This is a genomic window from Enterococcus sp. AZ071, from assembly GCF_050499065.1.
Classification (GTDB): domain Bacteria; phylum Bacillota; class Bacilli; order Lactobacillales; family Enterococcaceae; genus Enterococcus_A; species Enterococcus_A ferrettii.
Window position 1 is genome coordinate 2,888,339 of record NZ_JBIPAS010000001.1, and the last position, 18,984, is coordinate 2,907,322.

Here is an 18,984-nt window from a genome sequence, read left to right on the forward strand (position 1 = left end):
AAAGATACGCAAAATACAAAAAAAATTATCGAATTCTTTGTACTTTTGGTCAAAGTGTACTATGCTTTTATTGAGACAAACTTTAGGAGGAATGCACTTATGAAATTTGAAAAAACAAAAGAAGTATTGAATCAACTGGTAGCGGATCTTAGTCAATTTTCAGTAGTTATTCATCAAACACACTGGTACATGCGCGGACCTGAATTTTTAACGCTGCACCCATTAATGGATGACTACATGGATGAAATCAATGATCAATTGGATGTCATTTCAGAACGCCTGATTACTTTGGATGGTTCTCCTTTTTCAACTTTAAGCGAATGGGCAGAACACACTGGAATTGAAGATGAAAAAGGTCGTTGGGACCGTACAATTCCTGAACGGATGGAAAATTTAGTTAAAGGCTATCGTTACTTGGCAGATCTTTACCAAAAAGGAATCGATGTAACTGGTGAAGAAGGCGACGATTGTACACAAGATATCTTCATTGAATACAAGACAGATGTAGAAAAGAAAATTTGGATGCTGCAAGCGAAATTAGGCAAAGCACCCGAAATTGATGCATAATTAGAAAAAACCTGAGCGGTTGTCAGAATATTGACGGCTGCTCAGGTTTTTCCTTTTTTATTCTTATCTATTTAATGCTTTCTTTGCTTCTTGGACCTGCCACTCTACCTGTTCAAAACTGGTACCGCCTAATGAAGTCCGGCGAACCACGGCGGTTTTAGAGGCTAAAGTATCGTAAATATCCTCCTTGATTAATTCCGAGATCGCCTGGTATTCATTCAACGGAACATCCTGCAGGTAAATCCCTTGTTGGGTACAGCTTAAAACCAGCTTGCCAACAATTTCGTGGGCTTGACGGAAAGGAATGCCTTTAGTTGCCAGGTAATCAGCCAATTCAGTGGCATTGGAAAAATCTTTTTCTGTAGCATCGTGCATGGTTTTAGTGTGAACCTTCATGGTGTCTACCATGCCGGTCATAATCTCTAGGCTGGTAGCTACGGTATGAACGGTATCAAACATGCCTTCCTTATCTTCCTGCAGATCTTTGTTATAAGCCAACGGCAACCCCTTCATAACGGTTAATAGGCCGACTAAATCGCCAATCACACGTCCCGACTTGCCGCGAATTAATTCTGCCATGTCAGGGTTTTTCTTTTGCGGCATAATTGAGCTGCCAGTAGAAAAGGTATCCGTCAGTTCCACGAATTTAAATTCATGACTGCACCACAAAATGATTTCTTCACAGAAACGAGACAAATGCATCATTAAAATTGAACTGTTGCTTAGAAATTCTAAAATGAAGTCGCGGTCACTGACTCCATCCAAGCTATTACTGTAAATCCCGCCAAAGTCCAATTCATCAGCTGTCATTTGACGATCAATTGGAAAGGTTGTACCAGCTAAAGCTGCACAGCCTAAAGGGGATAAGTCAATCCGTTTCAAGCTCTCTTCTAAACGTTCCTGATCTCGGGTAAGCATATTGTAATAAGCCATCAAGTGATGTCCGAAAGAAATTGGCTGAGCATGCTGCAGGTGAGTATAACCTGGCATAATCGTTTCAGTATGTTCTTCGGCTTTAGCTACTAAAACTTCACGGAAGTCCGTAATCTTTTCAACGATGCCTTGTACATGTTCTTTCAGATATAAATGCATATCGGTTGCTACCTGGTCATTCCGGCTGCGGGCTGTATGCAGTTTGCCGGCTACAGGACCAATTTCATCGTGAAGCATTTTCTCCAAGTTTAAGTGGATATCTTCGTTTTCAATCGTGAAAACTAATTCATTTTTGGCTAATTTTTCAGCTAAAGTATGCAAGCCAGCAGTAATAGCTGCCGCATCTTCCTCAGAAATGATGCCAGTTTTACCTAACATTTTGACGTGAGCCAAACTTCCCGTAATATCCTGTTTCGCTAATTGCTGATCAAAAGGAATGGATGCACCAAATGCATCGATCCACGCTTCATTTTTGCCATCAAAACGACCGCCCCAAAGCTTTGCCATAATTGTTCCTCCGCTTCCTGATAAAATTCCTGCTATCTATTAGACTAGCTGCTTTCGGTCTAAATGAAAACAGACTTTTTACATTTTTATTCAAAAAAGCTTCATGAACTAGAAGGCCAGTTCATGAAGCCAAAGACCGCAGAAACGGTCTTGATTGCTTGGGAGGAGGCATCTTCTCAGATACCTCAGGATGAAACACACTGCTGGTTTCCTTATTTCCTTTACAGGAAAAGAAACTCACCTAAGAGCAATGGCAAGATGTGAACCGGACAGCCTTATTTACCGGCAAGTAAAAGCTGTCTCACATCAGGTTCACCTTGCAAGTTCTTATAAACTAGGTTGTTTAGTGCTTGCTTGTACTTCAGCGTTTACCTTAGTTGGTAGTCCCCATAATTTAATGAAGCCGATTGCCGCATCTTGATCAAAGGTATCCGCAGAGGTATAAGTCGCCAAGTTTTCATTATATAAGCTGTTGGTAGACTTCCGTCCTTCAACAATGACATTGCCTTTAAATAATTTTACCCGTAGAACACCGTTTACCACTTTTTGTGATTCAGCCAAGAAAGCTTTCAAGGCATCCATGATTGGGTTGAACCATAAACCATCGTAAATCATTTGACCTAATTTTTGCTCGATAATTGGTTTAAAATGCGCCATTTCCCGGACAAAAGTCAAATCTTCCAGTTCTTTATGGGCAGCCATTAATACCGTTGCGGCTGGACATTCGTAGACTTCCCGTGATTTGATCCCGACTAAACGGTTCTCAATATGGTCGATCCGGCCAATCCCATGTTTGCCAGCTTCGGCATTCAGATTCATGATCAAATCTGACAACAGCATTTCTTCGCCGTCTAAAGCAACGGGCACGCCTTTTTCAAAGCTGATTTCCATAATTGTCGCAACGTCAGGTGTTTCTTCTAGTTCAGCTGTGATGTCGTAAGCACCTTTTGGCGGTGTTGCCCAAGGATCTTCTAGGATTCCGCACTCACAAGCCCGACCCCATAAGTTTTGGTCGATAGAGTAAGGATTGTCCAAGTCAGCTGGAATCGGCACGCCTTTTTCCGCTGCATAATTGATTTCTTCTTCCCGTGACCATTTCCATTCCCGAACTGGAGCGATGATTTTTAAGTTCGGATCAAGTGCTGCGATTGAAACTTCAAAACGTACTTGATCGTTTCCTTTACCGGTACAGCCATGAGCGATCGTAGTAGCTCCTGTTTGGTGAGCCAGCTCAACCAATTTTTTCGAAATTAAAGGACGAGAGAGAGCCGAAACCAATGGATAAGAATTTTCATAGTAAGTATTTCCTTGCAATGCGACTAAAACGAAATCTTGTGCGAATTCTTCTCTGGCATCAATCGCATAAGAGGCAGAAGCACCTACCTGCAAGGCTTTGTTTTTGATGAATTCAGTATCTCTGCCTTCACCAATATCCAAACAACAAGCCACTACATCGTAGCCTTCGTCAACTAACCATTTGATAGAAACTGAAGTGTCTAAACCACCTGAATAAGCTAAAATTACTTTTTCTTTCATCCTGAAAACTCCCTTTTTCATTGAAATCTAATTTTGTGTTGAAGTTATCTTAGCATCATAAAATACAAAAATCAAGCACTTTTTAAATATTTATACAAAAATATTTTGTAATACTGTCTTTTTATGCATTTTTGTTCAGAAAAGTTTGTATAGTAAATGAAGAAAAAGATTGGAAAAAAATTGTAAAGACAACAGAAAAACGTTGACAGGACGGGCATTAGGAAGTATTATGGTAAATGGTATTGTTTGCCCCACGAGAGCCCCGGAAACTCAAGTGTTTGTCAAACATTCGAAATTGAAATTGGAGGAAGAAATCGTGCGCACAACATATATGGCTAAGCCAGGCGAAGTAGAACGTAAATGGTACGTAGTAGACGCAACCGATGTTCCTATGGGACGTCTTTCAACTGTAGTTGCTTCTATCTTACGTGGTAAAAATAAACCAACATTCACACCACATGTAGATACTGGAGATTTTGTAATCGTAATTAATGCTGACAAGGTGAAATTAACAGGTAATAAGGCTTCAGACAAGATGTACTACCGTCACTCAATGTACCCAGGCGGATTGAAATCAGTCTCTGCAGGCGAATTACGTGCTAAAAATTCTCGCCGTTTGATTGAAACTTCTGTTAAAGGGATGCTGCCTAAGAACACTCTAGGACGCAAACAAGGCATGAAACTTCACGTTTATGGTGAAGCTACTCATCCACATGAAGCGCAACAACCAGAAGTTTTAGATATCACAAACTTAATTTAACAGGAGGGAAATTCATTGGCACAAGTACAATATAACGGCACAGGCCGTCGTAAAAATGCAGTTGCTCGCGTACGTTTAGTACCAGGAACTGGTAAAATTACTGTAAATAAAAAAGACGTTGAAGAATATATTCCACATGCTGACCTACGTTTAGTTATCAACCAACCATTTGGCGTAACTGAAACAACAGGTTCATACGATGTATTCGTAAATGTAGACGGCGGAGGCTACGCTGGACAATCAGGCGCTATCCGTCATGGTATCGCTCGTGCGTTACTAGAAGTTGATCCTGACTTCCGTCTTCCATTAAAACGCGCTGGATTGCTTACTCGTGATTCACGTATGGTTGAACGTAAGAAACCAGGTCTTAAGAAAGCTCGTAAAGCTTCACAGTTCTCAAAACGTTAATCAATTCCTTATTGTATCAACGTTTACAAGAGTTTTTTGGTTCAAGTTGGTTCAAATCAACGCGACAAAGAATTTAACAAGTCTAAAGCATCGGCATCTTGCTGGTGCTTTTTTTCTGGCATCAATTCAAGATAGTAATTTTGCGTTGTTTGGATATTAACGTGACCTAAGCGCTTTGACACATAGGCAATATCAATATCTTGAGAGAATAGAAATGAAGCGTGAGTATCTCGTAGACCATGAAAAGTCGTTTTAGGAATATCTATCTTCTTTAACAATTGTGCTAGTTTAGCAGATTGATTAAAGCCGTTAGGATCGAAATAGTAGCCATTCTCTTTAACAGGAATGGCCAGTAAAATTTCATAGACCTCCTTGTTGATGGAGACATCTCGCTTAGAGTTTTTTGTCTTTAATGAAGTATCCTCAGAAGTAGGACTTATAGATCGCCGAACCTCAATACCGTATTTGAAAACATTCTCTGGTCGAATGCCAAAAAGCTCCCCACGGCGCATCCCAGTTTCTAAAGCTAGCAGCACAAGTACATTAAATTCATTATCTGGATTTTCAATAACATAAGTCCGTAGCTTTTTTAATTCAGTAATAGACAAAGCTCTATTGCGCTTGTCTAAAACTTTTCCCCGTGTTTTAATTAAACTAGCAAAATCTGTAGCGAGATAGCCACGCGCGTAAGCATCACGTAAGGCCGTTTTGATTTTCAGCAATACTTCATGAGTAGTCTTACGAGAGTGTGTTTTTGCGTATTCATCAATCTTTCTTTGAACAACAATATCATTCAAATCCTTCAGTTGAATATCCTCAAACAGTTTCTTTACAATCTTAGATGTACGCTGATAGTTTTGGAAAGTTGTCTCTTTCACATCATTTTTCTTGATAACATACATCCAATTCTCAAAGAAATCAGCAAATGTAGTTGTACGTTCTGCTAACTGTTTTCCATTTCCTTTCTCTAGTTCATTTTCTAAAGCCCAACGCGTCGCTTCTTTTTTCGAATCAAAGGTTTTAGTCAGTTTTTTATGTTGGCCGTGTTTATAAAGCGAAATTTGCGCTCTAAATTTTTTTCCTCTTTTTACAATACTAGGCAAGTCTATCAATTCCTTTCAAGAAAGATGGTTGATAGATGCTAGTTGAATACAAAGTCAATTGTATACAGCAACAAGCAATCTAGCAACCATCAACTATTTAAATAGAATGAGTTTTAACGAATTTGGATAGAGAAGAAATGGTATAACGTTCTTGTCTTCCAATCATGAAACGTTCCAAATCATCGCTTGCTCGAATATATTTATCGAATGATTTCGGATCAATTCCAAGAAATTTTGAAGCTTGTTCTCTAGTAAGTAAATAAGGAAGTTCATAAGTCATATCTTGCAATATATGGGTCCTTTCATCTTTTTGGCTTACACCACACAATATGCTATACTCAACTTGTCTAGGGTGGAGTATTGTAAGCATCATTGTTTGCGATGCTCTGCTTTTTCTTCTAGTTTTCTTTGTATTGTTCTTTTGTAGTACTTGATCTCTCCCTTGAACCATTCTGGATTTTCCTTCGCGTTAGCTAGAATTTTTTCCCCCTCTTCATTTAAATCTGCTATTTCCATAATTAATTCAATCAAATTTACATGAAAAATAGCTCCGAACTCTTTGAGAAGTTTCATAGTAGGCGAAACGCTTTTTAGTAACCAATGAAAACTTTTTTCTAAGCTCATTGGGTTGCTGTTTAGAGTAAGAGTAAGTTCACCATGATTTCCGATAAAATTTTGCCACTTTTTATCAACTTCTGCGTTAGGTTGACTTGGTTTTCGATCGTAAAAACAAATGGAGTGGTTGATTAACGCGAAAATTACTGGGTCTATTTTGTCTGCCTTTAAAAGTTGTTGTACGAGTTTATCTGCTTTTTCGTGTCTAGTTCGTAACTCATACCGATTAATGATAGAGGATTCTTCTAAAGGAATGTTCTTTTTTCGCCGCTGCTCATAATTCTTTTGATAGAAGCAAAAATACAACATGCTTTTTCGTGAACCGAAATAAAGGGTTACTCCGTGAGAGTCACGATTAGCAAAATCCTTTGATTCATAAATATCCCCAATTCGAAAGGTAGATTCGTATTCCTCTTTTTTGATTTTTTTCGCTAATGTAGGAATGTCTAAAATCCCTGTACGATCATTTAATGCTAAATCAACTCGAGTAAAGTTCCCACCGTACTCTAAAACTTTCTTAAAAAAATCATTCCAAGTTTCTTTACTTGCTCTTAACCATCCCGATAAATATTGACAACCTGTTCCTTTTAGTTCAAACAGAGTTCCTTTGACAGGATCGTCAGAAATACGGATATCAATGGCTTTTAATAAGTTAAAACGACCAGTGTAACCTAAAGTAGCAGATTCATGGTAGACCATATGTCTCATGCTGACTCCTAAAACTTCTTTGACTAATAATTCGTGATCGTTAGAGAAAAAATGAATTGTTAAATAATCGATGATCCCTTCTAAACCAGCATTATCTTTCTCGCTGAGCAGACAATCCAGAATTTGTTTGATTTTCTTTTCTGATAAATTCCTATTGCCATTTTCAAATTTGGAAAGTAAGGAACGAGAAATACCAACTTTGTCTGCTAATATTTGTTGCGTCCAACCCTTTTGTTCGCGAGTTTCTTTGATTGATTTTCCTATTTTTTCTAGAGTCATTCCATTTATAGCACCTCTTCATGTATTAAGTTTTCAAAGAACCGATAAGTACTTAAATAAGTACAAATACATAATAAAATATATCTGCAGCCTTGTCAAGATTTTTAAGTACTAAAATAAGTATTTTTGCATTGCCGTTTTTAGGCTTATTTGGTATGATATGAGTAGTTTAAAAGTTTGAGGTGATAAGGTAATGAAGCCGGATACTGTTGAAGTAGGGAAAAGAATACGATTAATAAGAACGAATTTAGGATACAGTATGTCGCAATTTGGAGAGTTAGTTAGCAATTCTCCCAAAACGACCGTTAACAATTGGGAACGCGGAATTAATTTACCTAAAGGAGATAAGTTAAAGAAAATTGCCCTTTTAGGTAAAACTACTGCAAACGAAATCCTTTATGGGTTACCTGAAGAATTTATTTCAAAAATAGGGATAGAATATTTTCGAGTGCAATTAAATCCGCTGATTATTAAACAAATTATTACTTTTTTAAAACAACGTAAAATTGATTTATACGATGAAATGTCAATCATTGAGTTTCTTCAAGGAATTTTAAATTCAGATACGCTAGTTGAGCAGGAGAGCACTTACTTAACCTATACAGCTATGATAGGTTCTGATAATTTATATCTTGCTTTGGTAAATGATAAGGGGATAGAGAAACCTGTTTTCTATGTTTATGTAGAAAAGGAGCTGCATCGCATTCACTATTTGCCTTATACATTTGCGGAACGTCAAGAAGAATTATATTATGATTGGCCTGCACTGAAAACACAATTAAGCATTGATTACTACGCACGTCAATTTTCTTTATTAGGTATCGAGTTAAAGAAATCAGTAATTGTATATTACGGAATCTTTAAACAGAAAAAAGATTTAAATATAATGGAGTACATTTACGATGATTCTACAAAGATTTTTGAAAAAAATGGGCGACCAGACCAAACAATTGTCTATGATCCATTTATAAAGGAAACTGAGAAAATGCTCTTGTATCTAAAGTGGGAGGATAGGTAAATGGGACCGATATTTCATCATATTTGTATCCAAACCAATGATTACAAACAATCTTTATCCTTTTATCAAAAATTAGGCTTTGTTCTAGAAAATGAAAGCAGAGATTTTCATGGTCGAAGCCATAACTCATGGTTGCAATTAGGAGATTTTTATATTGAATTACAAACAGGAAAAACGCATCTTAGTGACAGTATAAACACTGAAAAAAGTGTTGGGATTGTCCATTTTTGTCTATGGGTTAGAGATGTGCAAAAATTTATAAACGAAATAGAGATTGAAGAAGATAGATTTAAACGCAAAAATGGTAATGTCATCTATCAAGTTGCTGGGGGAAATCTTTGTAAAATGTCAGCTCCAGAAGGAACAATTGTTGAAATACGTGACAAGAAGAGTTTTTAGAAAATGTGACAAAAAGCAAACTAAAGTGACATGAAAAACATTGATGTATTGGGCTGAATCGGGTATTTTCAACTTATTTCAGTTTATAGCTAGCCCCCTGTTAGAATCAGGGGCTTAAAAGCATGCATAGCGGCTGCGCCGCTATGCAATAGGCAAAATCACCACAAAGGGTAGTTCGCCTTGGGGCGAAACCCTTCGTGGTGATTGCCTAGTAGCAGAAGATTATCAATAGTGTAAGTTTTTAAGAAAATGACTACTTCAATATAGATTCGGAATTTATGATAAAATAAGGTTTATTAAAACCGTTCAGGAATCAAGGAGATTGATTATGGGAAATTTAGTTGCTATAGATTTGTTCAGTGGGGCAGGAGGTACTACGGCTGGACTAAAAAAGGCTGGTGTAAAAGTTAAATTGGCAGTTGAACTTGATGAAGTCGCTGTGCAAACATATAAAAATAATAATCCTGAAGTTGAAGTTTTCTGTGAAGACATAAGAGAGATACCAAGCAGCCTTTTTATTAAAAAATTAATGAAGCAGCCAGAGGATAAGTTACTTTTAGTAGCATGTCCGCCTTGTCAAGGATTCTCTAGTATTAGAAAAAATGGATTTAATGATGAGAGAAATCAACTAATCTTTGAATTCGTAAGATGTGTTAACGATTTGAACCCAGAATTTTTGTTGATGGAAAATGTTGCTGGAATGACTAGAGGTATTGGTAAGGAGATTTTTAATAAATTCAAAAAAGAGATATCTAAAAAATATGAGATAGTATATGACGTCCTAAATTCAGCTGATTACGGTGTTCCTCAAAGTAGAAAACGCTTAGTTTTACATGGAGTGAGAAAAGATATATCGAAAAAATTGGAACGAAAAAAGAGAAATCTAAGTCTCCCAACTCCTACCCATTGTCAAGATGGTGAAAGACTTCCTTTATGGTTATCAGCAGATGTTATTTTGGGCTTGCCAGCTATTGAAGCAGGTATGGAATACGAAGGAGAAGGGGTCTATAATCATATCACAAATAATCTTTCTGATTTGAACATTCAACGTATGAGGTATATTAGAGAACATGGAGGAAGTCGGAAGGCTTTACCTGAGAATTTAAGCTTGAATTGCCATAAAAACACCAGTGGACATGGGGATGTTTATGGTATTTTAGACATTACTAAACCTGCAATAACAATTACTGGTGGGTGTATGACTTTTTCAAAAGGAAGATTTGGACACCCTTTTCAAGATAGAGCTTTGAGTGCACGAGAAGCTGCTAGATTACAGTCTTTTGATGATGATTATATTTTTTCAGGTAATAAAGGTGATTTAGCGAAACAAATTGGAAATGCTGTGCCTGTAAATTTAGCTAGAGCAAGCGGGAACTATTTTAGCGACTTGTTCGAATTGTTAAAAGGAGAATAGTTGCAATGAAAATAGAAGATGAAATTGTTGAGTTGATTGGAAAAATTGAGAACAGCTATAGTAAACAACCTAAGTCGTATCAACCATATATAAATCATATTAGGTTTCCTAAGTATAAGGCTCTGGTTAAAGATACGCGTATTAATTTTGACTTTCCAGTTACTGTTTTAGTTGGTAAAAATGGGTGCAATAAGACCTCTATTTTGCAAGCCCTTTATGGTGCACCTCATGGGACAAGTGTCGGAGAGTATTGGTTTAGTACAAATGTTGATAAGATTGAAGAAGCGAAAAAATCTATTGATAGGCACTGCTTTGTTTATGGTTATAAGCCTGATAAAGTTGACAGAGTAGTGGAAGTTTTAAAGACACGTATTAAAAAAAGTGGAGATCCAGATTATTGGGAGCCTGCGAGACCAAAAAAACAGTATGGGATGGAACCAACTAACAAAAAGGAACTTAAAAAAGCTAATAATAGAGCAATAACAAGGTGGGACCCAATAAAAAAGAACATAGTTTATTGTGATTGTAAAGAGTATGTTTCAGCCTATGACCTGTTTTTTTATCATTTTGATTTTCAAAAGACGGATACTCAACAAAAAAAGCAAGACTTTATAAGGCAGCGTTCAACTAAACTAGCAGATGTGATTGAATCTGGTGCAGAAAGCTATAGTTATTATGGAACAGAAAGAGTGGAAAAAAACGAAGTAGTTTCAGATGCTGTTTGTAAAATCATCAGCAATATAATGGGAGAAGAATATTCTGAAATTCGAATAATAACACATAGTTTTTATACAAAATCAGGTGGTAATAAAGCTTCTAAAACAATATGGATGAAAAAGAATGCTCAAGAATATTCTGAAGCATTTGCTGGTACTGGAGAGTCAAGGGTCATACTGTTAGTCAATGATATATACCATGCTAAAGAAAAATCACTAATATTGATTGATGAACCTGAAATATCTTTACATCCAAGCGCTATTTACGGGTTAAAAAAATTTTTATTAGAACAAACTTTAAAGAAAAAACATCAGATGGTTATAACGACTCATTCAACGCATATAGTTAAAAGTTTTCCTAAAAAGGCTATAAAATTGATGGCAATTAAAAATGATGAAGTTGATATTATAGAAGATATAGAATATCAAGAAGCTTTTTATGGTCTAGGCGAGCAAATTGATGCTGAAAAGACTATCTTTGTCGAAGATAAATTAACTAAGTGGATTGTTGAGCATGTCATTGAAAAATGTGGAAGTCAGCATATTCGTGACAATGTTAGTGTAGAATTTCTACCAGGTGGAGCAAGTACGATTATCAATAAAAATATTGTTAATTCATCGCTTCAACATCAGAAAGATACTTACTATTTACTCGATGGTGATCAGTATCACCCTATTGAAGAGATAGAAAGAGATATACTGCCTATCGAATGGATTGATGAAGAAACGAGAAAAATAGATTTAGATTTAATACCCAAAGGGCACTACAATAAATTGCAACCATTAATAGATAAATTATCTGGAAATAGGATAAAGTTCAATCCTTCTGGAAGTGTTGGGAAAGTAAACGAAGATGAATTGATTCAAATGAAGTTTGATTATTTAAAATATTGGAATTCGAATGTTTTATTTTTACCGACGGCGACACCCGAAATTGCCTTGATAGAAATTGTTGAGTCGGAATATGATTTTTCAAAAGATGAAAATGGAAAGCTCTATTTTGTTGATAAAGCTAAAAGAGCATTAGATAAAGAGGAAGTATCTTCTGATGATATTTTTTATGAGCAAAAAAGATGTGTTGGATGTATGAATAAGGAAAATGATCTTTACAAATGCATTACGGAACTGCTTAACAAAATATCTTTTGAGTGAATTTAAACTGTATTTTTCTCGTCATATTTTACAGCGCTTAATTTTTCATAAGATAATCTATATGAGTGGGCGAGGCAAATTAGTACAATAGATATCTATAAGAAAGAAGCTGTTCTGGGTGAGCATGTATTTAACGAATGGTGAAATTTCATCAATTCAACTTTACCTTGAAACAATAATTGATGATTTAAATCAAGTAGAATGGTTCGAGATTAGTTTAGAGTATACGATTCCGTTATTCTCAGATTTGATTGTATGGCTATGGATAATTCATCCGTTTAGAGAAGGAAATACTCGAACAGTTATGCGTTTTGCTGGTCTATTTGCAAAAGCTAAAGGATTTCTGTTGAATTCAAAACTTTTACGTGATCACGCCAATTATGTAAGAAAATCATTGGTTTTATATTGTTTTGAAGAAGTATCAGAGAAAGACTACTTCCTACAAATTATGACAGATGCGATCAATGATTTTTAAGTATGATTGCTATTTTCTGTGCGAAAATAGATTTTGAAATTTACATGAATTTTTATCTTAACTAAAAAGTAGAGATTCGAGATATACTCGTGATCTTGTCTATTGAATTTTATTAAGCTTTGTGGTGGTTTTATCACTTAATATTTGTAGTGAGTCAAGTTTAAGTTAACTAAAAAATCGTATTCAACTACCATCTATCGTGGTTCAAATTGGTTCAAATACTGTCTATCGGAATCCTTTTTTATCGACTTTGATGTAACATTAATACTGCTGAATCCTTGATATAAAAGGATTCCAATAGATTGAGAATCTTAAAATTTACGTTTGTCTCTTCTCAAAACGTTAATCTTTGTTATATCAAAGATTTCAAGGCACTTTCCATTTTTTGGAAGGTGTCTTTTTTGTATTACTATCGATTCCCCAGTATTCTTGCATGTCAAATGTAAAAATACTTTATGGTAGCTCCTGAAAATCCAATGTGTTTAACGAAGCTGTAGTTTCAGAGAGACGATCAAAAGAGGAAGGAGATTCTTTAGATATAGAAGAGAAATAATTTATTTGAGGTATTTCTCCTAACGCAGAGAAAGCCTTATCGGAAAATAGTTCCATTCCAGGTGTATTCATTGAATGAGCTTAACGTAAAATAAGTTGTATGTCATTATTTGAAGTTCCATGCAAAAATTTTCTAGTGCAAAAAAACATAAAGGATCTGAGCAAAATTAATTGGCTCTGAACCTTTATGTTTTTTTCTTTTAATGGGTGACAAATTTATTAATCATTTGACTCATCTCTTGAAGAGAGGTTGGAAAATCATTTAGAACCCACCACTGGATAGTGCAGCTGATGCCACCTGTTAAAAATACGGCATGGACCGTTAAAGAACTTTCAGTTTGCTGGTCAGCTAATGTAGTTTTTTTCCATAGAAAATTTTTGATATTTTCATAAAGGGAGCTCTCCAAAAGGCGGCGTAATTCACTGCCATTTTGATACGAAATCAAGGAACGGAAAAACTCACGGTGTGTATAAATATGGATTAAAAATTCATCAAAGATCATATGGGTTTCAGTAAAGTCTAATTTACTTTGGAGATCCAGATGGAGAGTTTTAAGATAAAACAATAATAAATGATATTTATCTTCAAAATGATTGTAAAAATTGGAGCGGCTAACACCTGCTTCTTTGCAAATATCCTTAACAGAAATACTGTCAAAAGAGTGTTTACTTACTAATGTGTAGAGGGCCCTTACTAAATGCTTATGACTGTTAGTTTGCTTTTCGTTTAAATTATACGAATGATTTGTGTACAGTTTATCGTGTGTGTCCAAATTTACACCATAGCCCCTTTTTGTACATTCTTTTTTGTCTAGTCATATTGTACTATAAAGCATACAAGGAACCAATACTAATTTTAAGGACGTGGCAACAATGAAAAATGTAGTAATTGCAATCTTTAATGAAGAGAGTCAAACCTACGAAAGTCTATCTGAATTGAAACAGGACAGTCAATCACTAGGTATTATTGCAGCTGGAATTATTAAGAATACAGGTAAGTCATTAGAAATAAAAGATGGCTTTGACTTAAGTCAATACGAAGAGAATTGGGCGACTGGCGGATTAATAGGTGGGTTAATTGGTATCTTAGGTGGACCTGTTGGTATCCTTTTAGGAAGTGGTTTGGGTATGACAATTGGTTCTGGTTTTGATTTGGACGAACTGGATGACAACCAAAGTATTTTAAAGCAAGTAGGAAAAGAATTAGAAGCAGATAAATTGGCTTTGATTAGCATTATTGACGAGACTAATACTGAGCTATTGGACCATCAATTAATGAAAAATGGTGCAGTAAGAATTATTAGAAAAAGTTATGTTGATGTTCAAACAGAAATCTATGAAAATCAAGAACTTGAAAAACATTTAGCCAAAGAAGCTCATGCTCAAATGAAAAAAGAAAAAAAGGCTAAGTGGAAAGCTATGGCAGAAGCGAAGCAACAGGAACTGGTTGATAGATTGAAACATTTAAAACCATCAAAATAAATGAAAAGGAGCAATCAACATGACTAATAAAGAATGACTTAGTAGTTTATAAGCGCGTCAATAATGGCAACGAAAAGACGTTTACTTTGTAGTTGCTAAAATTATTGTCAGAGCAGGGGAGTAAGTTCAAGCACAATCGATTATGAAAAAAATTGAAGTAATTTAGTAGTTGAAATTGGCAAACTAGAAGCAGAACAATGGATCAATTGACTTTAGAGAAAGACAAACAAGTACAGTGATAATTGATTGTAATAAAATCCCCATTAAATCAGTTGAAGATTCTCGGTTAAATAAGACAATTCAAGAGACTCAACAACAGAAAATAGGTAATAACATGTCTCTTCTAAGAGTTGTGAGAACTACGGAGGCGGCTAAATTTACCAAGAGTAAGCCATTTGATTTTGTTATGTTTGGTCTTAGGCAACCAGATTTGCTACATAAGGTTGATGAGTATGCCAAACTTAATAATTATTTGGATAGATTGATACGTATAAGCTGGTCATTGGAAAACATCTATAAATACTGAAAGAAGGAAAATAAAATGTCAAAAATTGAAGAAAAAGAAGTAAATGTATTAACTAAGATTAATCGTACGATAAATGAATTAGAGCTAACTTTAGAAAAAATGGACGAAACAGAGAGCAAGATCAACTATTTTTATGAACAAGAAAAGGCTATCCATGAAATAAGAGTCATTATCAGAAAAGCAAAAAAAGTAGCGAAATTAGTAGATAAAGAGGTTACAAGAGATGTTGACGAAGTAGTTTATGCAACGGAAGACGAATTGACTCTCGCTCAAGAAATTGATGAGGAGTTTAACAAATTAGATCAAACTTTGACAAACATGAATGAAACTGATGGTAAAGCTAAGAGTTATTTAGAACAACAAAAAGCCTTACACGAAGCCAAAAAAATTCTTAAAAAAGCTGAAAAATTAGAACAGAAATAAATGAAAATATTTTGACAGGATAAGAGGAATTTTCTAGAGAGTTTAATGATAAACAAACACCTAAGCCTGGAACGAAAACTAAGGGCTTAGGCGTTTTTAAATATTTGCGGGAGAATAGTTTAGGTTCTTTGTCAATAAGTAACTAACGAAATAACTACGTAAAATAAACAATAGGTCAGCTAATGGAATTAAGTGAAGGATAATGTACTTAATTAACGTTAGTAAAACGAAAAGGACAGATAAAATTTGGTAATTTAAACACCCTATTCCTTTGAATTGTAGTAAGACTGTAAAAAATTGATTGAATGAAAAAGATTCAATGGCTAAATTTTTTCTAGAAGGAGCAGCTATCCTTTTAATAGCAATAGCAGCTTTTAATTTTTTTAGACAGGGTATTTATAGTTAGTAGAAATCTGTAAAATTTTATGATGCATCTGTTGGAAATTAAGAAGATAAATAGGAGTTATTTAGAAATGAATGCGAGTTGGACAAGTGACAATTATCAAAAGCTGATTGAATGGCAAAATACTTTAAATAATTTCCCTCCGAGATTGACTGGTAGTAAAGGCCACCAACAATTTATTTCGTGGTTAAAAAATGAAATTAATGATCTTGGCTTTAGTCCGGTATCAGAAACGCATTATTTTAACTATTGGGAGCCTGAAAAATATAACGTATATGTTGCGGGAGAGAGTATTGAGGTAAGTGGATACTTTCCTTATTCAGGATTAACACCAGAGGCAGGCATTACAAAGGACATTGTTTTTTTGGACAGGACATTTACTCAAGATATATCTGATAAAATTGTTGTTTTTGATATTTCGATGCGCAAGGATGGGGAAATTGAGTTGTTAGACCGAGTGATAAGCCATCCACTTATTGCTTCAAGAATGGCTCTGTCACTTATTAAGAAAGCCAAGGAGAAAGGAGCAGCGGGAGTTATATTTGTTTGGGATGAAGTCAGTTCTGAATTAACAGAAAATGAAGTATTACCATTTACGAATGCATACCTAGATATACCGGCAGTCTGGATATCTGCAGCAAATAAGCAAGTTTTGAAGAAATTGACTAAAAAAGAACCTGTTACTTTATGTTTGACAGGGACGTATGCATTAGACAGCCCGACTGAAACCTTTTACGTAACAATACCAGGAACTTCGTCAGAAAAAAAAGAGTCTATACTAATCACAACGCATACTGACGGTCCTAATGCAATTGAAGAAAATGGTCCAATTGCCCTATTGAGTATGCTATCTTTTTTCAAAAAAAATGGCATTGAATTGCCGCAAACACTCGTCTTTTCGTTTGTCAGCGGACACTTTCAACAAGACCAAATTGGTGGACCTAAAAACAAAGCAACCGGTCGTTGGCTGGATAAATTTCCAGAATTATGGGATGGAAAAGAAGGACATTTGAAAGCTATCTTTTCTTTAACGTTAGAACATTTGGGGTGTTTAGCATCATATGATAATAGCAAAAATGAATATATTCAAACTGACTCCCCGGAAACGAATTACTTATATACTTCTAATCAACACCAACAAGTAATCGTTTCTGAAATTTTAAAAAAAAGCCAAACAAAAGATATTATTCAATTTTTAGATGCTAATGAAACTCCTTATTTTGGTGAAGGAATGCCGATTTTTAAACGGAATATTCCTAATGTATCAATGATTACTATGCCTGAATTCTTATTTCAAGTACATCGTGAGTACATAAAGCCTGAAATGGAATTAATGTATGAGCAAATTCAGTATTCAACAGAAATTATTTTAACTGTCTCTAAGCATGGAGGGGCAGTTACTTAGATGGTGAAATCGAAAAGTGAGGATTATTTTTCGGGGGAAATTGTCTATTGTGCGTCACGTACAATAGAAAGTAGCTCAGATGTGAGTATTGGTAAAAATATTTTCTGATTTACTTTATGTAATGTTTTTTTTCACTCTAAGGGGTTGGATAGTGTACTAGTTTAGTAAGAACTAGTACCGACGTATTGTTTTGTTCAATTTCGTGCTGGCAAATAGAATAGTATCATCAGTGTCAGTCGATTTAAAAAGAAAACATAAGGTTTTGAGAATGATCATTAGATACCGTATAGAACGTAAAATATTTATTTTGAAAAATGAATAAATGAGTTGCTAAGTCTCTTTTTTTAAATGTAGGAGGAATTATTATGTGTACTAGTTTTACAAGCGAGTCAACCGAAAAAAAACATTTCTTAGCGAGAACGATGGATTTTGGATTTGAATTAGAAGGCAACCCAGTTGTGTGCCCTAGAAATTATAAATGGCAAAGTGATTTTGAAAGAACTGTCAGAGTTGGAAAATATGGATTTGTTGGGGCAGGCAGAAAGTTAGGGCAATATTTTTTTGCAGATGGTGTAAATGAACATGGGCTAAGCTGTGCATCTTTGTATTTTCCGGATGAAGTTAACTATAGTAAAGTGGCTATTGAAGGAAAAGTGTCTGTTGCACCACATGAAATACCTTTATTAATTTTGACTGAATACAAAAATATTGCTGAACTAGAAAAAAACATCAATAATATTTGTATTGTAGAAGCTGATGTTCCGTTATTAGGTATAGTGACTCCGTTACATTGGATTCTGACAGATACCACTGGTCGTTCTGTAGTGATTGAACCAACTGACTTAAATTTGAAAATTCAAGAAAATCCAGTCGGAGTTATGACAAATAGTCCTGAATTAAATTGGCATCTCAAGAATTTAAATAACTATGTCAACATAGCTCCGGAGCAAGTAGAAAATAAGCATGTGGCGAATCGAGAAATTCATCCTTTTGGGCAAGGATCAGGATCAATTGGTCTACCTGGAGATTTTACCCCTCCTTCTCGTTTTGTACGTGCTGTGTTTTTCAAGTATGCAATTGAAAAGGCTGCGGGTGAGGAACAAGCTGTATCCAACTGTTGGCATGTTCTAAACACTGTTAGGATACCAAAGGGTGTAGTCATTCAAAGAGATGGTGATGCTGACTATACCCAATATGTAGCAGCCATGTGCAGTGAAAGTCGTACCTATTATTTTTCTAATTATGAAAATAATCGAATTCAAAAGATTGAATTGACTGATACATTACTTGATCATTTGACTGAACCAGCAGAGTTTAAAGTGTTATCTGAGCAAGACATGAACATTGTTTCAGAAAAATAGTTTAATCTATTTGAAATGTTTTATATAGATGCAGGGACTGTTTTAAATACCAAATTGAATTAGGTAAGAGATATTCACCTATTTTTGTCTAGATCGAGGAACAGAGGTAAAACTTTTTTAGGATTTGTAATCAATGTCAGCTATTGAATAGATCATATTTAGTTATGACCTCGAAATGCCTACAGACATAGCATGAGATTTTTAAACCATTAATTTGTTTATACAGAAGGTTAAAGGCACTG

At 35.2% G+C, this 18,984-nt stretch carries 18 protein-coding genes; 12 read left to right on the forward strand and 6 right to left on the reverse strand.

Annotation, left to right across the window (positions count from 1 at the left end; genetic code table 11):
- Window positions 1-99: 99 nt before the first annotated feature.
- Window positions 100-567 carry a Dps family protein gene (locus tag IGI49_RS14305; protein ID WP_429962233.1) on the forward strand — a complete coding sequence of 156 codons (468 nt, stop codon included), beginning with the start codon at window positions 100-102 and terminating at the stop codon, window positions 565-567.
- Between the two features lie 63 nt (window positions 568-630).
- On the opposite strand, the gene argH is transcribed toward IGI49_RS14305, so the two are convergent.
- Complete coding sequence (gene argH, locus IGI49_RS14310) at window positions 631-2,007, reverse strand: argininosuccinate lyase (RefSeq protein WP_429962234.1); 1,377 nt, start codon at window positions 2,005-2,007, stop codon at window positions 631-633.
- 327 nt (window positions 2,008-2,334) lie between these two features.
- Window positions 2,335-3,543: an argininosuccinate synthase gene (locus IGI49_RS14315; protein ID WP_429962235.1), complete on the reverse strand. Its 1,209-nt coding sequence runs from the start codon at window positions 3,541-3,543 to the stop codon at window positions 2,335-2,337.
- Between the two features lie 313 nt (window positions 3,544-3,856).
- Between IGI49_RS14315 and rplM the strand changes: the two genes are divergently transcribed.
- Complete coding sequence (rplM, locus tag IGI49_RS14320) at window positions 3,857-4,303, forward strand: 50S ribosomal protein L13 (protein ID WP_342662608.1); 447 nt, start codon at window positions 3,857-3,859, stop codon at window positions 4,301-4,303.
- A gap of 15 nt (window positions 4,304-4,318) precedes the next feature.
- A complete protein-coding gene (gene rpsI, locus IGI49_RS14325) occupies window positions 4,319-4,711 on the forward strand; it encodes a 30S ribosomal protein S9 (RefSeq protein WP_207671589.1) in 393 nt (130 codons plus the stop codon).
- A 56-nt stretch (window positions 4,712-4,767) separates the two neighbouring features.
- Here rpsI and IGI49_RS14330 read toward each other — a convergent pair whose 3' ends face one another.
- The 3 genes from IGI49_RS14330 to IGI49_RS14340 form a co-directional block, all read right to left on the reverse strand.
- Window positions 4,768-5,814, reverse strand: coding sequence for a tyrosine-type recombinase/integrase (locus IGI49_RS14330; protein WP_429962236.1), 1,047 nt, complete (start codon window positions 5,812-5,814; stop codon window positions 4,768-4,770).
- Window positions 5,815-5,911: 97 nt separating this feature from the next.
- Window positions 5,912-6,094, reverse strand: a complete 183-nt coding sequence (locus tag IGI49_RS14335; protein WP_429964925.1) for a DNA-binding protein — start codon at window positions 6,092-6,094, stop codon at window positions 5,912-5,914.
- Window positions 6,095-6,183: 89 nt separating this feature from the next.
- The gene (locus IGI49_RS14340; protein ID WP_429962237.1) at window positions 6,184-7,416 is read right to left on the reverse strand and encodes a replication initiation factor domain-containing protein; all 1,233 of its coding nucleotides are present in this window, start codon (window positions 7,414-7,416) and stop codon (window positions 6,184-6,186) included.
- A gap of 193 nt (window positions 7,417-7,609) precedes the next feature.
- On the opposite strand from IGI49_RS14340, the gene IGI49_RS14345 reads away from it, so the two are divergent.
- From IGI49_RS14345 to IGI49_RS14365, 5 genes are all read left to right on the forward strand, one after another.
- On the forward strand, window positions 7,610-8,434 hold the full coding sequence (locus IGI49_RS14345; protein WP_429962238.1) for a helix-turn-helix domain-containing protein: 825 nt from the start codon (window positions 7,610-7,612) through the stop codon (window positions 8,432-8,434).
- Entirely contained in the window at window positions 8,435-8,833 is a 399-nt protein-coding gene (locus tag IGI49_RS14350) for a VOC family protein (RefSeq protein ID WP_429962239.1), read from the forward strand.
- Between the two features lie 328 nt (window positions 8,834-9,161).
- Window positions 9,162-10,247: a DNA cytosine methyltransferase gene (locus tag IGI49_RS14355; protein ID WP_429962240.1), complete on the forward strand. Its 1,086-nt coding sequence runs from the start codon at window positions 9,162-9,164 to the stop codon at window positions 10,245-10,247.
- A gap of 5 nt (window positions 10,248-10,252) precedes the next feature.
- Complete coding sequence (locus IGI49_RS14360; protein ID WP_429962241.1) at window positions 10,253-12,115, forward strand: ATP-dependent nuclease; 1,863 nt, start codon at window positions 10,253-10,255, stop codon at window positions 12,113-12,115.
- Between the two features lie 118 nt (window positions 12,116-12,233).
- On the forward strand, window positions 12,234-12,590 hold the full coding sequence (locus IGI49_RS14365) for a hypothetical protein (RefSeq protein ID WP_429962242.1): 357 nt from the start codon (window positions 12,234-12,236) through the stop codon (window positions 12,588-12,590).
- Between the two features lie 752 nt (window positions 12,591-13,342).
- Here the strand turns inward: IGI49_RS14365 and IGI49_RS14370 are convergent.
- Entirely contained in the window at window positions 13,343-13,915 is a 573-nt protein-coding gene (locus IGI49_RS14370; protein ID WP_429962243.1) for a TetR/AcrR family transcriptional regulator, read from the reverse strand.
- A gap of 100 nt (window positions 13,916-14,015) precedes the next feature.
- Between IGI49_RS14370 and IGI49_RS14375 the strand changes: the two genes are divergently transcribed.
- The 4 genes from IGI49_RS14375 to IGI49_RS14390 all read left to right on the forward strand — a co-directional run bounded on the left by IGI49_RS14375 (window position 14,016) and on the right by IGI49_RS14390 (window position 18,742).
- Window positions 14,016-14,624, forward strand: a complete 609-nt coding sequence (locus tag IGI49_RS14375) for a hypothetical protein (RefSeq protein WP_429962244.1) — start codon at window positions 14,016-14,018, stop codon at window positions 14,622-14,624.
- A 541-nt stretch (window positions 14,625-15,165) separates the two neighbouring features.
- The gene (locus IGI49_RS14380) at window positions 15,166-15,573 is read left to right on the forward strand and encodes a hypothetical protein (RefSeq protein ID WP_429962245.1); all 408 of its coding nucleotides are present in this window, start codon (window positions 15,166-15,168) and stop codon (window positions 15,571-15,573) included.
- 473 nt (window positions 15,574-16,046) lie between these two features.
- On the forward strand, window positions 16,047-17,381 hold the full coding sequence (locus IGI49_RS14385) for a hypothetical protein (RefSeq protein WP_429962246.1): 1,335 nt from the start codon (window positions 16,047-16,049) through the stop codon (window positions 17,379-17,381).
- A 365-nt stretch (window positions 17,382-17,746) separates the two neighbouring features.
- Window positions 17,747-18,742, forward strand: a complete 996-nt coding sequence (locus IGI49_RS14390) for a choloylglycine hydrolase family protein (protein WP_429962247.1) — start codon at window positions 17,747-17,749, stop codon at window positions 18,740-18,742.
- Window positions 18,743-18,984: the final 242 nt, after the last annotated feature.

Excerpts from the sequence above, each read along its gene's own strand:
- IGI49_RS14305 (WP_429962233.1), top strand. The coding sequence starts at position 100 with ATGAAATTTGAAAAAACAAAAGAAGTATTGAATCAACTGGTAGCGGAT.
- argH (WP_429962234.1), bottom strand. The coding sequence starts at position 2,007 with ATGGCAAAGCTTTGGGGCGGTCGTTTTGATGGCAAAAATGAAGCGTGG.
- IGI49_RS14315 (WP_429962235.1), bottom strand. The coding sequence starts at position 3,543 with ATGAAAGAAAAAGTAATTTTAGCTTATTCAGGTGGTTTAGACACTTCA.
- IGI49_RS14335 (WP_429964925.1), bottom strand. The coding sequence starts at position 6,094 with ATGACTTATGAACTTCCTTATTTACTTACTAGAGAACAAGCTTCAAAA.
- IGI49_RS14340 (WP_429962237.1), bottom strand. The coding sequence starts at position 7,416 with ATGACTCTAGAAAAAATAGGAAAATCAATCAAAGAAACTCGCGAACAA.
- IGI49_RS14345 (WP_429962238.1), top strand. The coding sequence starts at position 7,610 with ATGAAGCCGGATACTGTTGAAGTAGGGAAAAGAATACGATTAATAAGA.
- IGI49_RS14350 (WP_429962239.1), top strand. The coding sequence starts at position 8,435 with ATGGGACCGATATTTCATCATATTTGTATCCAAACCAATGATTACAAA.
- IGI49_RS14355 (WP_429962240.1), top strand. The coding sequence starts at position 9,162 with ATGGGAAATTTAGTTGCTATAGATTTGTTCAGTGGGGCAGGAGGTACT.
- IGI49_RS14360 (WP_429962241.1), top strand. The coding sequence starts at position 10,253 with ATGAAAATAGAAGATGAAATTGTTGAGTTGATTGGAAAAATTGAGAAC.
- IGI49_RS14375 (WP_429962244.1), top strand. The coding sequence starts at position 14,016 with ATGAAAAATGTAGTAATTGCAATCTTTAATGAAGAGAGTCAAACCTAC.
- IGI49_RS14380 (WP_429962245.1), top strand. The coding sequence starts at position 15,166 with ATGTCAAAAATTGAAGAAAAAGAAGTAAATGTATTAACTAAGATTAAT.
- IGI49_RS14385 (WP_429962246.1), top strand. The coding sequence starts at position 16,047 with ATGAATGCGAGTTGGACAAGTGACAATTATCAAAAGCTGATTGAATGG.
- IGI49_RS14390 (WP_429962247.1), top strand. The coding sequence starts at position 17,747 with ATGTGTACTAGTTTTACAAGCGAGTCAACCGAAAAAAAACATTTCTTA.